Consider the following 13,709-nt stretch of genomic DNA (forward strand, 5'->3'; position numbering starts at 1 on the left):
ACGCGCCGGCCAGGCGCTTGCGCCCGCCTGCGCCGTCCCGTACCCACGCAGCCCAGCGGCCTAGTCGACGAATTGCGCGCCGAGTTCGCAGCCGATCCGCCAGGCCAGCCGGCACTGACGCGGCCTGCCCTCCGAAAAGATCACCGTAAATTCGGAAGGAATTTCGGGATATTCGGCGATGATCTTCACCCCGCCATCCGACATGTCGGAAATCATGCAATCGCGCGGCAACCCGCCGGTCGCGAACTGTATTTTTGCAAAGCTTCTGCACGCCCGTCGTTCGCTGCTGCGGCGATTCGCATACATTTCGATCCCTGGCCTTGTTAGATGTGATCCACCCGTTGGTGCACCAGCTTTACCGAAGAATTGTTGGAATTGGCCTATCGCAACGGCTCGCAATATAACGGTTGCATTCGAACTCCGTTTACCGAACCGGGCGCCCTGGCTGAAGGCCGAAGTCCTCGAACGAGGCTGCGCGGCGCAATTTTCGGCAAATTAAAGGGTTGATCCCCCCTCGTTAGGCGATAGCCTGACCCCTCGACTCGATTTGGCGGAACGAAAAGCGCATGGGAAGTCTGGTTCTTCTCGACCTGATGGGCGGCGTCGCGTTGCTGCTGTGGGGCCTGCACATGGTCCACAGCGGGATCCTGCGCGCGTTCGGACCCGATCTGCGCCTGTTGCTGGCGAAGGCGCTGAGCAACCGCTTCACCGCCATTGGCGCCGGCCTTGGTCTCACCGCCCTGCTCCAGAGCAGCACCGCCACAGCGCTGATCACGAGTTCATTCACATCGGAGGGGCTCGTCAGCCTCGTCCCCGCACTCGCCATCATGCTCGGCGCCAATGTCGGCACCACGCTGATCGTGCAGATCCTGTCGTTCAACATCTCGGCCGTGGCCCCCGTGCTGTTCATCATCGGCCTGGTCGCCTTCCGCAGCGGGCCGCGCTCGCGTGTCAAGGACATCGGCCGCGTCTTTATCGGCCTCGGCCTGATGCTGCTGGCGCTGCACATCCTGCTCAATACGCTGGCGCCGGCAGAGAATGCTCCGGGCGTGCGCGTGTTCATGAACGCCATCACCGGCGATCCCGTGCTCTGCATCCTGTTCGCCGCGATCGTGACCTGGCTGGTGCATTCCAGCGTCGCCAGCGTGCTGCTGGTGATGTCGCTGGCCTATGCGCATTTCGTCACGCCCTACGCGGCGCTGGCGCTCGTGCTCGGCGCCAATCTCGGCAGCGCCATCAATCCGATCGTCGAGGGCGCGCGCCGCGACAATCCCGCCAGCTACCGCCTGCCGCTGGGCAACCTCGTCAACCGGCTCGCCGGCATCCTGCTGGTGGCGCCGTTCCTGCAGCCGATCGCGGACCTTCTGATCGCGTGGCAGCCGGATGCTGCCAAGGCGACCGCCCTGTTCCACATCGCCTTCAACGTTGCGACCGCAGCTCTCTTCATCGGCCTGCTCGACGGCATGGCGCGGCTGCTGAAGACGTTGCTGCCCGAGCGCGTCAAGGAGGCCGGCGAGTCAGGGCCACGCTATCTCGACGAGAGCGCGCTGGAGACGCCCTCGCTCGCGCTGGCCGATGCCGCCCGCGAGACCCTGCATATGGGCGATCACGTCGAAATCATGCTGCGCAAGGTGATGGCGGCGATGATGACCAACGACCGGGCACTGGTCGACCAGGTCTCGCAGATGGACAACAGCGTCGACAGCCTCGACGAGGCGATCAAGCTCTACGTCACAAAACTCACCCGCGGCAGTCTCGACGAGCGTGAGGGACAGCGGGCGATGGAGATCGTTTCCTTCGCCATCAACCTCGAGCATATCGGCGACATCATCGACAAGAATCTGAGCGAGCTCGCAACCAAGAAGATCAAGCGCCGCTTCCAGTTCTCGGTCGAAGGCGCCGAGGAGCTGTCCGCCTTCCACAAGCGCACGATGGATTCGCTTCGGATCGCGTTCGGCGTTTTCATGTCCGGCGACGTCAACGAGGCGCGAAAGCTTCTGGTCGAGAAGGCGGCGTTGCGCAATGCCGAACTGGCCGCGACCGAACGGCATCTCGACCGCTTGCGCGAAGGCCGGCCCGAAACCATCGAGACCACGTCGCTCCACCTCGACGTGCTGCGCGACCTCAGGCGCATCCACTCGCACATCTGCTCGGTCGCCTACCCCGTGTTGGATGCGGCGGGCGAACTGGCCGCCTATCGCTCGACGGAGAGCGATCTGGCGGCACTGCCGGCACCGGCGCCCAGCCGCTCCTGATCACCGATCCAGCGTCTTCGACGCCTTGCCGCGATGCTTGACGATCAGCATGATGTTTCTGATGTAGATGATCGTGGCCATCGACTGGCCGACGATGATCACAGGCTCGCGTTTGGCGATACCGTAGATCAGCGTCATCAGCCCGCCGCCCATCGAGAAGAACCAGAACGCAATCGGTATCACGCTTCGCCCGGCGCGCTCACTCGAGATCCACTGCACCAGGAAGCGCGCGGTGAACAGCAATTGCGCGACCAGGCCGAAAGCCAGCCAGAAGTCGAATTTGGCGACGAAGACGTCATAGAGATAATCGCCGAGCGCCTGCCCGAACTGGATGAACATCAGAAAACCTCGGTGACAGCGGGCGTGGACTTCTTGCGGCGGATCAACCACCACACGCCGGCGAGATCCATGATCCCGATCCATAGGCGGTCGAAGAAGCCGTAATTTGATACGCCGGAATGGCGCGGACGGTCGACAACGTCGACGTAGGCGATGTCGAAGCCTTCGCGGCGCACCAGCGCCGGCAGGAAGCGATGCAGTCCGTCGAAGTATGGCATCGAAAGAAACACCTCGCGCGGAAACGCCTTCAGCCCGCAGCCGGTGTCGCGGGTACCGTCGCTCAGGATAGCCTTGCGCACGCCGTTGGCGATTTTCGACTGCAGCTTCTTGAACCCGGTGTCCTTGCGCCCGACCCGCTGGCCCGCCACAAGACCCACGCGGCCGCCGCCGCTTTCGACCGCCGAGATCAAGTCGGGCAGGAACGCCGGATTATTCTGGCCGTCGCCGTCGAGCGTGGCCACGATGACGCCGCGCGCGGCCCGCACCCCGCTGCGCACCGCCGCCGATTGCCCGCAAGAGTTGGCATGTTTCAGTTGCCGGAGCTGACTGTGCTGCTTCATCAGATCAGCCAGCCGTTCGGCGGTCGCATCGGTCGAGCCGTCATTGACATAGATGATCTCGTAGACCCACCGGCCGTCGAGCGCGCCGATGATTTCCGCAACCAGCGGCGCGACGTTCTCCGCTTCGTTGCGCACCGGCACAACGATGGAAACGGCGACAGCACCTCTGTCGGAAGTAGTCAAATCGGCACTCATCTGGTTGGTTTGGAAAGGCCCGGAACCGGGCATATCGGCCGCCTGGCGGCGTCCGCTTTTATGGGGCGAAAGCGCCGCGGGCAACCCTTTTGAGGCGCCCGGACGAGGGCCCTACAAGGGACACAATGGTGCCGTCGCGCTGGATCGCAAACCCGAGCCGGCGGGCCGCAAACCAGTAACGCACGAACATCGCGCCGATGACGCCGACCAGTGCCCCGGCAACCACGTCACTCGGATGGTGGGCGACCAGCACCAGACGGGTCGCCGCAATGACGATGGCATAGACGGCCATCGCAACGCGCGCCTTGGGCCAGATGACCGACACAGCGAAAGCCAGCGCAAAGGCGGTCGTGGCGTGGCCGGAAGGAAAGCTGAAATAAGCGGGGTTGCCTGCGAAGTGCGAGAAGTGGAAAGCATTGGCCTCGCCGCCGACGAACGGACGGCCGCGGCCGACGCAATATTTCAGCACTTCGGTGACCAGACTGGACACGGCGACCGCGCAGAAAATGAACTGCAGCCGTGTTCCGAGGCCAAGCAGCAGCGAGCGCTGGATGCCGCGCAAGCCCGGCGAGACGATCGCGACCGCGATAAGCAATCCCCCCAGCACCGCCAGCACATATTCGTCCTTGCCGAAATCGGTGAGAATGCGGACCCACCACAGCGACGGCGTGCCGCGTTTCGGCATCTGGGCGATTTCCCACGCGTCGATCGCGTACATCAGGACGATGATCGCTGCACCAAGACCAGCCGACAGCCACAGCACGTGTCGCGCCGCCCGCCGTGCCGCCTCGGCGCGCCGAGAATGCGACGGCGAGCGCACGAGCTGCGCCAGCGACAGCCACGCCAGCGTCCCGAAGCGCGAAAGATAGTTTTTGGATTCGACGACAGCAGGGCTCGCGGCCATCTTACTCCGTACCTTCCGAGCGGAAGATGGCGATCGAGATCGCCTTGCCCTGCGAAATGTTATAGCCCTCGATTCGCTTCGCTACGTTGTAGCGCAGCCCGATGGCTTCGGCGCGCTGGACGAAGGCGCGTTCGGTGCGCGATTCCACCAGTGCGAAGCGGCAACTGCCCTGCCCGAGGAAATCGGCAGCGCCCGATCCGTCGGTGAGCAGCGTGCCGGTGCCGGTCATGAAGACGAGGCTCGGCTCGTGAAAACCTGCCGCGGCGGCTTTCGGCCCGACGCAGACCACGTTGCGAAGCGCGCGCGCGACCTCGGCGCTCGGAAACATGGTGGTCAGCGACGGCATGACGATGCCGTAGATTCCAACCGCCAGAAACATCGCCGCGACCACCGCATTCAGCAGCGAGCGCTCGGCGCGGCTGTCCTCGAACATCCACCACGCGATCAGGCCGAAGATCATCGCCGCCGCCAGGAAGGGCCAGGCCGGAAAGGCCGGGTAATGCGTCAGCTTGATGGCTCCGATGACGGCGATCACGGATGCCCCCGCCGGAACGACAAACCACCAGGCCGCACCGCGCACCAGCCAGGACCGCGACAGCACGCGGCGCTCCAGCGCGCCGGCGGTGAGAATCGCAATCGCCGGATAGAGCGGCAGCACGTAATGCGGCAGCTTGGTCAGCACCAGTTCGAACACGATCCAGGACGGCACCAGCCACGCCAGCAGATATTGCGCGCCGGGCTCGCGCCGCGCGCGCCATACCGCCGGCGCCGCCATCCCGGCCAGCGCCGCTCCCGGCCAGAACGTGACCCAGAACAGCAGCAGATAGAGGCCGGGCGGCGCGCCATGGGATTCCTGCGCGCCGAGCTTGCTCAGCATGTCGCCGCCGAGCGAATTGGAGAAGAATGCCTCGCCCGCGCGCCAGAAGATGGCGACGAACCATGGCAGCACCAGCACCAGCGTCCACATCAGGCCCCAGACCGGGCGCAGCCGCCACAGCCATGCCGCCGAGCGGTCGAGGATCGCGAGCGCCAGGATGGTCAGGCCGACGAACATCAGGATCAGCGGCCCCTTGAGCAGGATGCCGCCGGCCAGCCCGGTCCAGAAGATCGCGGGCGCGCTCCAGGACGGATGCACCGGGTCCTCGCCGCGCTGCCAGGACAGATAGACCCGCGCCATCGCCCCCATCGCGGCGACAACGGTCAACAGCAGCATCGCATCCGTCTTGGCGAGCCGGGCTTCGGCGCCGAGCAGGACGGAACTGCACATCATCAGCGCCGCCAGCGCGGCCCCGCGCCGCGTGACGAAGGCGAGCGCCGCCCAGTAGGTCAACAAGACCGCGCCGATGGCGCCGATCAGGGAGGGAATCCGGTAGAGCCAGATGCGCAACTGCGCCCGCGGCAGGCCGAGCGATGAGGCGGTTTCGACCACGGCGGCCTGCAGCCAATAGATGCCGACCGGCTTCTTGTAGCGGACGTCGTCCTGAAAGCGGATGTCGACGAAATCGCCACTTTCGACCATCTGCTTGGTCGCCTGCGCGAACCGCGCTTCATCCCGGTCGATCGCCGGAATATTGAAGAAGCCGGGCAGGAAAAGCACGATGCCGCAGAGCACCAGGAACACGATGGCGCGAAAATGGCTCGTGGTGGCGAAGTCGAACGCGGCGGCCAGCCTGCGACCGGAATGCGCAGGTTTTACAGGCTGTTGGCCTGCTCCAAAGCGTGGGGGCTGGAAGGTTTCCACCATGTTGTTCGCATACGATGAAACCGCACTGCAAACAACACCACAGATTCGCCCTATCCGACTGTCCCCAAGCGCTTTTTCCTTACTGTACCCGGATCACAACGGTATCGGCCGCCCCCGTCGCGTCGATCACGGTCAGGCGCGCAAAACCGGGCCCGGGCGGATCGACCAGGCGCTGGCGCCGGCTGCCGATTTCACCGACAGAGGTACCGTTCAACATGATGGTCAGCGGCAGCACGCCGCCGGCCACCTTGACCGGCATCGGCGCGGCCTGCCCGCCGCCTGAACGGTCGACGTCGATCCGCGAGCCATTCAGCGGAAACTGGATCCGCGGCACCTGATCGCTGCCGGTCCGGATCAGTTCGCCGACGGGACGGAAGCGCCGCAGCGGCAGCGGCAGCTTGGCGTTGCTGGCGATCAGCGCCCCCTTCGGCGACTTCGGCAGCGCCGCCGGGATCTTTCCGGTGCGCGCAAACGCGTCGAACAGGATCGGGGCTGCGGCGGTGCGGCCGACCAGGCCCGGCACCGGCGCGCCGTCGGGCCGCCCGACCCACACGCCGATCGTGAGGCGGCCATCGAAGCCGACCGACCACGCATCGCGATAGCCGTAGCTGGTGCCGGTCTTGAACGCGATTCTGTTGTGCACGCCGTTTTCCGGCGGCGGCGTGCCGAGCAGCACGTTGCCGACCTGCCAGGCGGCGGCCTGGTCCATCAGCCGCATCGGTTCGCGGTCGTCTTTATCTTTTTCTTGCGCCAGCATGATCTCGCGCAGCGGCCGCGCCGCGCCAAGCCGCGCCAACCCAGTGTAGAGCTGCGCCAGGTCCTGCAAGGTGACGCCGACGCCGCCAAGGCCCATCGCAAGGCCCGGCGCCTCATCCTTCGGCAGCACCAAATTGCCGCCGGCCTGCTTCAGCCGCGACGACAACCGGCTGGAGCCGACGCGGTCGAGCAGCGCAATCGCCGGCACGTTCAGCGAGAGCTGCAGCGCCTTGCGCACCGGCACCGTGCCCTGGAACGTCATGTCGAAATTTTCCGGCGCATAGGAGCCGAAGCGAATGGGCCGGTCGTCGATCAGGCTTTCCGGATGGACAAAGCCGTCCTCGAAGGCGAGGCCGTAGATGAACGGTTTCAGCGTCGAGCCCGGCGAGCGCACCGCGCGCGTCATGTCGACCTGCCCGGCGCGCCGCTCGTCGAAATAATCCGACGAGCCGACGCGCGCCAGCACGTCGCCGCTTTCATTGTCGACCGCGATGATGGCGACCGAAATGTTCGGCCCTTGCGCCACGGCACGGTCGCGCGCCAGCGCCTCCAGCGTTTTCTGCAAGGCAGAATCCAGCGTGAGCCTGATCAGCGGCGTATCCTTTACCGTCGCCATCGCGGCGTCAGAGGAATGCGGCGCCAGGATTGGCATCGGCTTGCGCAGCCGCGGCACCGCCGCAGCCCTCGCCTGCGCGGCGTCCTCTTTCGACACCACGCCATCCTCAACCATCCGTGCCAGCACGCGGTCGCGCGCGGCGTGGGCGGCTTGCGGATAACGGTCGAGCCGGCGGCGTTCCGGCGATTGCGGCAACGCGACCAACAATGCGGCTTCCGTAAGCGAAAGTCGCTTCGGTTCCTTGCCGAAATAGGCGATGGATGCGGCGCGGATACCTTCGAGGTTGCCGCCGAACGGCGCCAGCGCCAGATAGAGATCGAGAATTTCGTCCTTGCTCAGTTGCCTCTCGAGCTGGACCGCGCGCACCATCTGGCGCAGCTTTGCGTACACCGAGCGCTTGCGCCGCGGCTCGATCAGCCGCGCCAATTGCATCGTGATGGTCGAGCCGCCGGAGACGATATGGCCGCTGCTGCCGAATTGAAGCGCCGCGCGCCCGAGCGCCAGCGGATCGACGCCGCCATGCGACCAGAACCGGCGGTCTTCATATGCCAGCAGCAGTTTGAGATATCCGGGGTCGACCGCGCTCTTCGCATCGACCGGCAGCCGCCAACGGCCATCCGCCATCGCATAGGCGCGCAGCAATTTGCCGTTGCGGTCCACGACCGTGGTGGAAACTTTTCGGGCCTCTTCCAGCGGCAGCGGCCCGAGCGATACGATCCAAGCCGAGAAGGCGGTGGTGATTACGATGAGCACGAACGCCAGAGCTACAGCCATCCGGAAAAAGCGGCGGCGCCGAACGCCACCGCCGTGATGGCCGGGCTTGTCCCGGCCATCCACGTCTTTGCTTCCGTCAACCAAGGAAGGCGTGGATGCCCGGGACATCTGCGCGAAGACGCGCTTCGCGCTTTTGCCCGGGCATGACGATGAACTATGGTTGCCTGCCTCGCTCATTTCGCCGCGCGCACCTCAACCGTACCTGTGCCGGTCCGGCCGTAGCGCGAGGGGTTGTACATGTCTTCCACATAGGCCTGCGGCAGCACGTACTTGCCCGGCGATACCGCGCGCACGATGTAGGCCACCGTGAACACCGACTTGTCGTCGCTGGCGCGATCGATCGCTGCCGTGAAGCGGTCATCGCGGAACTCGGTATGTTCCGGTTCCTCGCCGTCCTCGATCCAGTCCAGCGTGCCGCTATCGCCCGACGACACCAGATGCGGGTTGTCGATCTCGAGGCCGGCAGGGAGATAATCGGCCACCATGATGTGCCCGTATTCCGGCTTGGTCTCGGTGATCTTCAACACCACCGCGAAGCGGTCGTTCTGCTTCGCCTTGGTGACGTCGGCGGGCTTGCCGTCGAGCGTGAAGTAATTGCGCTCGATCTTGAAGCCGTTCGACGCCGCGGGCTCGGGGGTAACCGGCGAACCCGAGACCGAGACCACCGCCTGCAGCGGCGCATCGCCGGTGTTGGTGATCTTGACCGGCTTGCCGGCCACCGCCTCGGCCTTGTAGCTGCGATAGACCGCGGCCTTGACCGGCGACCCATCGATATCCAGCGCCAGTGTCTCCTTTGATAGCGCGCGCGCGGCCAGCACCAGCCAGGCGTTCTCCTGCGTCGAGGTGTAGGGCGAAAGCCCCCGCGCCACTTCGACCCGCTGAACGGCTTGCGTCAGCGTCGCCCGCGGCGCGTTGCCTTCGCTGGCGAGCGACACGAGCGCCGCCGCATCGCGCAGCGCCGAGCCGTAGTCGACGCGGCCGAACTCGAGCATGGGTTTTGGCGCCAGCGCATCAAGCGCCGCGCCATAGACCCGCTCTGCCCGCGTCTTGTCGCCAACCAGGGCCAGCGCGGCCGCGAGCTGCGATTTCGCGATTGGCGTGGCGAGATTGGAGAGCTTGGTGTCGGCGAGATAGCGGAGGTCGCCGATCGGCGCGGCACCATTGCGGGCGAGCACGTAGAGGCCGTAGGCGAGATCGCGGCCGCCGTCCTTTTCCGGCTCGTTGGCGTTGACGACGGAGTTACGGATGCGGTCGAGCGCGTTCTTGAACAGCACATCCGGCACCGCAAAGCCCTTTTCGCGGGCGCGGGTCAGGAAATCCGTCACGTAGGCGTCGAGCCAGGAATCGTCGCCGCCGGCCGACCACAGGCCGAACGAGCCGTTCGAGCCTTGGCGGGCCAGCAGCCGTTCGATGGCGTCCTTGATGCGCTGGTCGACCGCGGTATCCATCGCCAGATGCGCACCCGCCGCGAGATCGTTGACATAGAGCAGCGGCATGGCGCGGCTGGTGATCTGCTCGGAACAGCCGTGCGGATAGCGATCCAGCGCCTTCAGAATGGTCGCCGCATCGAGCGCGGTGGACAGGCTGACCGACAGCGACACACTGCCGGTGCCTGACACGAGGTCGGAGAACATGTCCGGCGTCAGCGTCAGGCTCTCGCCTTTTGCCAATGTCCGGATTGAGCGCCGCGCCAGAACCTGCGTCGCCGCCTTGACGTCAAGCGCATAATGCCGCACCAGCGTCAGCCCGTTCGGGCCCTTGATGTCGACGTCGAGATTGGCGGTGCCGGCGCCGCCGGCGTCGAGCGCCAGCGACATCGAGGTCCGCTGCTTGGCGGCAAGTTTCACCGTGGTGGTCGGATTGCCCGTCACCTTCACCGGCCCCGACGTTTTCACGCTGATGCTGTAGTCGCCGGGCGCGCCCTCGACATTGTGGAGGTCGAAACTCATGGTGCCCTTGTCGCCATTGAGCAGGAAGCGTGGCAGCGTCGCCGTCAGCACCACGGGATCGCGCACGGTGACGTCGATGGTCGCCCGGCCGAGCTTGGTCGAATTCCACGCCACAGCCATGACGCGTGCGGTGCCGGCGAACTCCGGAATATCAAAACTGATTTCCGCGGTACCGTCGGCGCCGACCGTGACGATCCCCGAATAGAGCGCCAAAGGCTTTTGCGTGGGCGGTGAGCCCTTCAGTTCGGCGCCGGCGGAATCGCCGCCGGTCCGGATCTGGCCGCGCGTGCCCTGCATACCGTCGATCAATTGCCCATAGAGGTCGCGGATCTCGGACGTCAGGCGGCGCTGGCCGAGATAGTAATCATCAGGCGCCGGCGGCTTGTAATTGGTCAGGTTGAGAATGCCGACATCGACCGCGGCAACCACGATCTTGGCGTCCTCGCCGGGATTGAGCCCGCCGAGTTTGACGGGGATCTTGAGCGCTGTGCCGGGCCGCACCAGCGGCGGCGGCGACAGCGCGACCTGCAGCGTGCGCGTCTTCTTGTCGATGCCGAACCACTTTAGGCCGATCGCACGCCCCGGCATCCGCAGCGCTGCCGCATCCAGCGGACGCCGCAGCGTCGCCAGCACATAGGCGCCGGTGCCCCAGTCCTTGCCGACGGTAAGCCTAACCTGCTGGGTACCTTCCTTGACGTCGACAGTCTGCGTCGTCAGCAGGCGGTCGCCGAGCACGTTGATGGTGAGCTTGCCGGCAGTGCGGGCATTGACCGACACCACCATGGTGTCGCCGGAAGCGTATTCCGGCTTGTCGACCGAGGTTTCCAGAAGATCCGGCGTATCAGCGCTGCCGTCGGAGTACCAGCCGACGTCGAATTGCACCGACGTGACCGGCCCGTCCGCTTCGGGCGACTTGACGTCGAGGCGATAGCGGCCCGGCTGCGGCGCGAGCGACACCCGCGCCGCCTTGTCGGCTGCAAGCGTCAGGTCGCCGTCGGCGACGCGCTTGGTCGATTTGACCGGCTCATATTCCCAGGACGAGTTTTGGCGATACCATTGATAGCGCGACTCCATCTTCAGGAGTTCGTAGCGCAGGCCATCGCGCGGCAGTTGCTTGCCGTCGGGACCGACGAACACGACGTCGAACTCGGCCCTGTCGCCCTCGGCGACGCTCTTGTCGCCGAATAGCGGCTTGATGCCGATCAGCGCCGCCTGCGGCGCCACGGGCAGCACCAGCTTGCGCTCGACGGCGCGGCCGCCGGTCTCCACCATGCGGATAAAGATCTGTGCTTCCTGCGGACGGGTCGAGGTCGGCGCCTTGGCAAGCGACACCGGGAACGTCGCAACGCCACTGGCGTCGGCCTCAGGCAGGTTCTCAATCGGGGTGCGTTCGTTGGAAGACGTTTCCTCATCCGCCACGCCGAACTGGTAGCCGGGATAGCCCGGCCGCCCGGAGGCAGCCGGCGCGACCAGCATGTCGCCCTCGAGCTGGAGGCCCGAGGCCGGGGCGCCATAGAGGAACTTGCCGGCGACCTTCAGTTCAACCGGAGTATCAGCCTTGATCACCTTCTCCTTGGCCGAGACGTCGAATTCGATCCGCTCGGGGATGTAGTCCTCGACCATGAAGGTGGTTTCGCCGACGGACGAGCCCTTGGGATCGGTAAACGCGCGCACCCGCCAGGTCCCGGTCGGGACCGCCGAATTGAGCGGCAGGACAAGAGAGCGGCCGCCCGCGCCCTGATCCGGCAACACGGCGCGGCGGAATTCGACGCCATCGGGCCGCTCGATCACCAGCGTCAGCGGCCCGCCGGCCATCGCGTTGCCCTGCCCGTCGCGCAGCAGCGCGGTCAGGTAGACGGTCTCGTTGGAGCGGTAGACCCCGCGCTCGGCATAGACAAAGGCGTCGGCGCCGGCCGGAACCACCCGGCCCGACACGCCGCGGTCGGTGAGGTCGAAGGCGTTGGTCTTCAGGCTGAGGAAGGCGTAGTCCGCCTTGTCGCTCATAACCGTCAGCAGCGCCGGCGAAAGCCCGCCCTCGCCGCGCGCAAGCCCTGCCTCGAACAGCACGTGGCCGGCATCGTCGGTCTTGCGGGTGGCGAGGATCTCGTTGTTGCGCGCGACCAGCCGCACTTCGGCCTTCGCGACGGCCTCGGTCGAGGCCAGCGAATTGACGAACACATGGATGCCGTCATTGCCGGAAAACGCCGTCAGGCCCATGTCGGAGACGATGAACCATTGCGTCGCCAGCGAGCCGTCATCGTCGCCGCTGCCGGGGCCCTTGGCCGACGCCGTCATCACATAGACGCCGGGCTGCAGGTCACCGAGCGCCTGGTCGACCGGGAACGCCGTCACCACGTCCTGGTTCAGCGTGGAAGCGGTCGCAAGTTCACCCGTCCAGACCTTGACGCCGCGCTCGTTGCCCAGATCCGAGAGCTGGTAGCTGGAGAGCGTCTTCTGGAAATCGCTGTCCACCACCGTGTTGATCAGGTTGCGGTCGCCGATCCGGAACACGTTGACGTTCACCGAGGGCGTATTGACGCTGACCAGCGGAATGCCGCGCTGGCCGGTGCGCGGCAGCACATAGGCGCGGCCCGTGAAGCGCACGAACGGCTTGCGGTCGCGGACGTAGATGTTGAACTCGGCCGATTTCGGTAAGGATTCCTTAACCGTGGACGGCAGGCCGGCGCGCAGGTTGATGTTGTAGCGCTCGCCATGCTTCAGCCCGTCGACGCAGAGCTGTTTGCCCTCGCTGGTCAGCGCCGGCTTGTCGATGCCGGCCAACGCCAGGAACGGCGCGAAATCGACCCGCTTGGCGAGGTCCTCGGAGAACTGGAAGCAGGCGCGCGGCGAAGCCCCGTCGGAATCGACGGTGTAGTCCAAGAGCCGGAAACCGTGCTGGTCGCGCATCTTCTCGTACTGGCCGCGGACCTCGGCGACCTCGCGCATGTCGAGCGACAGCCGCAACGCATCCAGCGCCGGACGCCACAGCTTGCGCTCGGACATCGCCCGGCCCAGCACGGCCAGAGCATCGGCCTCCTCGGCCTGGTTGCCGGCGCGCTGATAGGCGATGTAGGCCGCGGTCGAGGCGCGCTCGTACAGGAAGGTCTGTTCGCTGGAACTGGCGGAGCGGATCTGGAAGATGGTTTTGGCGAGTTTTAGCCAGTTGGCGCTGTCCTCGGGCGTGGTGGCGGCGATCTGGCCGAGGATCTGCAAACCCACCCGAAAGTCGGACCGCTTGAAGGCGGCGTCGGCGTCGTTGCGGAGCGTCATGGAGGATTTGGCGACCGGCCCTGCCTCGCTCTTGATCTGGGCTTCCAGCTTGACGGCCGAATCGGCCAGTTCGTCGCGCTTGAACGCCTTGTCCGCGGCCCCTGCCGCCGTCAGGCCAAGCGCCAGCGTGGCGCAAATCACTGTGGCGCGAACCAAACCGATCATGATGGGCTCCTTGCCGCGGACATCAGCCGCGTAACGTCAAAAAGTGCGCGAAAAGGTGACGGACTGATGGCAGTGGATTCGGCTTGCGAAAAGGTCGCATGCATGGCGCTGGCAGTCCAAACGGTCCCGGCCGCACCGCCTGGCGGAAGTGCCGGCGGCTGGCTTTATATTACGGGCGGACC

Annotated in this window: 8 protein-coding genes; 1 reads left to right on the plus strand and 7 read right to left on the minus strand. The window is 65.7% G+C overall.

Features of this window, described 5'->3' with window-relative positions:
* Positions 1–60: 60 nt before the first annotated feature.
* Entirely contained in the window at positions 61–306 is a 246-nt protein-coding gene (locus V1294_RS21905; RefSeq protein WP_334480666.1) for a PilZ domain-containing protein, read from the minus strand.
* A 260-nt stretch (positions 307–566) separates the two neighbouring features.
* On the opposite strand from V1294_RS21905, the gene V1294_RS21910 reads away from it, so the two are divergent.
* The gene (locus tag V1294_RS21910) at positions 567–2,255 is read left to right on the plus strand and encodes a Na/Pi cotransporter family protein (RefSeq protein WP_334500070.1); all 1,689 of its coding nucleotides are present in this window, start codon (positions 567–569) and stop codon (positions 2,253–2,255) included.
* Here the strand turns inward: V1294_RS21910 and V1294_RS21915 are convergent, their stop codons facing one another.
* From V1294_RS21915 to V1294_RS21940, 6 genes are all read right to left on the minus strand, one after another.
* Positions 2,256–2,594: a lipid-A-disaccharide synthase N-terminal domain-containing protein gene (locus V1294_RS21915; protein ID WP_108519444.1), complete on the minus strand. Its 339-nt coding sequence runs from the start codon at positions 2,592–2,594 to the stop codon at positions 2,256–2,258. It abuts the gene before it with no gap.
* Complete coding sequence (locus tag V1294_RS21920; protein ID WP_334500072.1) at positions 2,594–3,349, minus strand: glycosyltransferase family 2 protein; 756 nt, start codon at positions 3,347–3,349, stop codon at positions 2,594–2,596. Before V1294_RS21920 ends, V1294_RS21915 begins: the two co-directional genes overlap by 1 nt.
* A gap of 58 nt (positions 3,350–3,407) precedes the next feature.
* Complete coding sequence (locus V1294_RS21925; protein WP_334500074.1) at positions 3,408–4,253, minus strand: phosphatase PAP2 family protein; 846 nt, start codon at positions 4,251–4,253, stop codon at positions 3,408–3,410.
* 1 nt (position 4,254) lies between these two features.
* Complete coding sequence (locus tag V1294_RS21930; RefSeq protein WP_334480657.1) at positions 4,255–5,997, minus strand: ArnT family glycosyltransferase; 1,743 nt, start codon at positions 5,995–5,997, stop codon at positions 4,255–4,257.
* Between the two features lie 79 nt (positions 5,998–6,076).
* Positions 6,077–8,206: a penicillin-binding protein 1C gene (pbpC, locus tag V1294_RS21935; RefSeq protein WP_442895368.1), complete on the minus strand. Its 2,130-nt coding sequence runs from the start codon at positions 8,204–8,206 to the stop codon at positions 6,077–6,079.
* A gap of 110 nt (positions 8,207–8,316) precedes the next feature.
* A complete protein-coding gene (locus V1294_RS21940) occupies positions 8,317–13,527 on the minus strand; it encodes an alpha-2-macroglobulin family protein (RefSeq protein ID WP_334500076.1) in 5,211 nt (1,736 codons plus the stop codon).
* Between the last annotated feature and the right edge of the window lie 182 nt (positions 13,528–13,709).

This window comes from Bradyrhizobium sp. AZCC 1678, assembly GCF_036924765.1.
Taxonomy (GTDB): Bacteria; Pseudomonadota; Alphaproteobacteria; order Rhizobiales; family Xanthobacteraceae; genus Bradyrhizobium; species Bradyrhizobium algeriense.

Excerpts from the sequence above, each read along its gene's own strand:
- V1294_RS21905 (WP_334480666.1), bottom strand. The coding sequence starts at position 306 with ATGTATGCGAATCGCCGCAGCAGCGAACGACGGGCGTGCAGAAGCTTT.
- V1294_RS21910 (WP_334500070.1), top strand. The coding sequence starts at position 567 with ATGGGAAGTCTGGTTCTTCTCGACCTGATGGGCGGCGTCGCGTTGCTG.
- V1294_RS21915 (WP_108519444.1), bottom strand. The coding sequence starts at position 2,594 with ATGTTCATCCAGTTCGGGCAGGCGCTCGGCGATTATCTCTATGACGTC.
- V1294_RS21920 (WP_334500072.1), bottom strand. The coding sequence starts at position 3,349 with ATGAGTGCCGATTTGACTACTTCCGACAGAGGTGCTGTCGCCGTTTCC.
- V1294_RS21925 (WP_334500074.1), bottom strand. The coding sequence starts at position 4,253 with ATGGCCGCGAGCCCTGCTGTCGTCGAATCCAAAAACTATCTTTCGCGC.
- V1294_RS21930 (WP_334480657.1), bottom strand. The coding sequence starts at position 5,997 with ATGGTGGAAACCTTCCAGCCCCCACGCTTTGGAGCAGGCCAACAGCCT.
- V1294_RS21940 (WP_334500076.1), bottom strand. The coding sequence starts at position 13,527 with ATGATCGGTTTGGTTCGCGCCACAGTGATTTGCGCCACGCTGGCGCTT.